Source organism: Mesorhizobium sanjuanii (assembly GCF_002529485.1).
GTDB lineage: Bacteria > Pseudomonadota > Alphaproteobacteria > Rhizobiales > Rhizobiaceae > Mesorhizobium > Mesorhizobium sanjuanii.
Window position 1 is genome coordinate 1 of the sequence record NZ_NWQG01000317.1, and the last position, 1,336, is coordinate 1,336.

At 63.2% G+C, this 1,336-nt stretch carries 1 protein-coding gene; it reads right to left on the reverse strand.

Annotated features, from left to right (window positions below):
* The coding region (locus tag CN311_RS31660; protein ID WP_245441006.1) for a flavin-containing monooxygenase at positions 1-1,173 on the reverse strand (1,173 nt) is incomplete at its 3' end.
* Between the last annotated feature and the right edge of the window lie 163 nt (positions 1,174-1,336).

Here is a 1,336-nt window from a genome sequence, read left to right on the forward strand (position 1 = left end):
GACATAGAGACCGGGTTCGCCCTCCACGGTGCCGCGATACTGCCTTACCCGGCCGGATTCGTCGAAGATCGGCAGCTTGATCCAATCCAGCCCGGCCCGGAAACCGGTGCACCAGATGATGTTCGAGACATCGAGAACCTGGCCGTCGTCGAGCAGCGGCTTGCCGTCACTGACGCCGGCGACGCGGGAGACCCTGCGAACGCCGGCGGCGTCCAAATCGCCGGGCTTGACCCGGATCAGCGGCAGGCCATGGGCCAGTTGCCCAGGCTTGGCCTTACGGCCCATCGGCGTATCCACCGTGAGCAGCCGGTGGAAAACGATGCGGAAGACGATCGGGAGGACCAGACGCATGGCGAAATAGCCATTGTAGGCGACAGGGATGTTGCCGGGATGCCGTCCGGCCAGCCACACCTGATGCGTGCCCGCCAGATCCATGGCGATTTCCGCGCCGGAATTGCTGGCGCCGACCAAAAGCACGCTGCCCGCATTGAGCTGAGCGGCATTCTTGTAGGCGCCCGAGTGGAATTGCCGGATCGACGGATCGAGCGATGCCGCGAAATCCGGGATTTTCGGCTTCTGGTAGCTCGAGGCCGCGGCCACGACGTGAGTGGCGACGTAACGGGTCCGGCCCGATGTGACGATATAGCGGTGGCCGGAACGGGTCACCTCGTCGACCTTGACGCCAGTGCGCACCGGTAGCGAGAATTTCCTCGCATAGGCTTCGAGATAATCGGCCATCTCGTCCTTGGTCGGGAAGGAATAGCGGGTGGCAGGGAAGGGCATGCCGATCAGCCCGTCAAAGCGTGCCGGCGTGAACAGGCGCAGCGAATCCCAGCGTGAGCGCCAGATGTCGCCGACGCGTTCGCGCTCCTCCAGGATGACAAACTTCACGCCCTTGCGGGCGAGGTGATAGCCGACGGATAGGCCGTTCTGGCCGGCGCCGATGACGACGACATCGACGTGTTCTTCCCTGAGCGCGGGCCGCCTTTCGTCGCCTGTTGGCGCCTGGCTTTCCGCTGCCTGCAATGCGCCGGCCTCCAGGTGCATGAATGCCGCTCCCTGTTCCAGCAATGCGCCGGCGCGCGCCCTGGTTTCGGTCAGGCCTACGCTGCGGCCACCGTGAGGTTTCGTTGTTTCGCTTGAAATCGGGTGAGTTGTCGAAATCTGGTTCATGATTGCTCCATGCTGTTTTTCATCAGCCATGCAGCGAATTAGCGAACCGGCTCGGGCTTCGCTTCGGGGAGATACCTCACGGCAGAAAAGAAACCGCATGGGGATTTTCCCCCATGCCGGCCCAGAGCTATCGCAGGTGAAAAGCCGAGGCTTCCGCTCTACG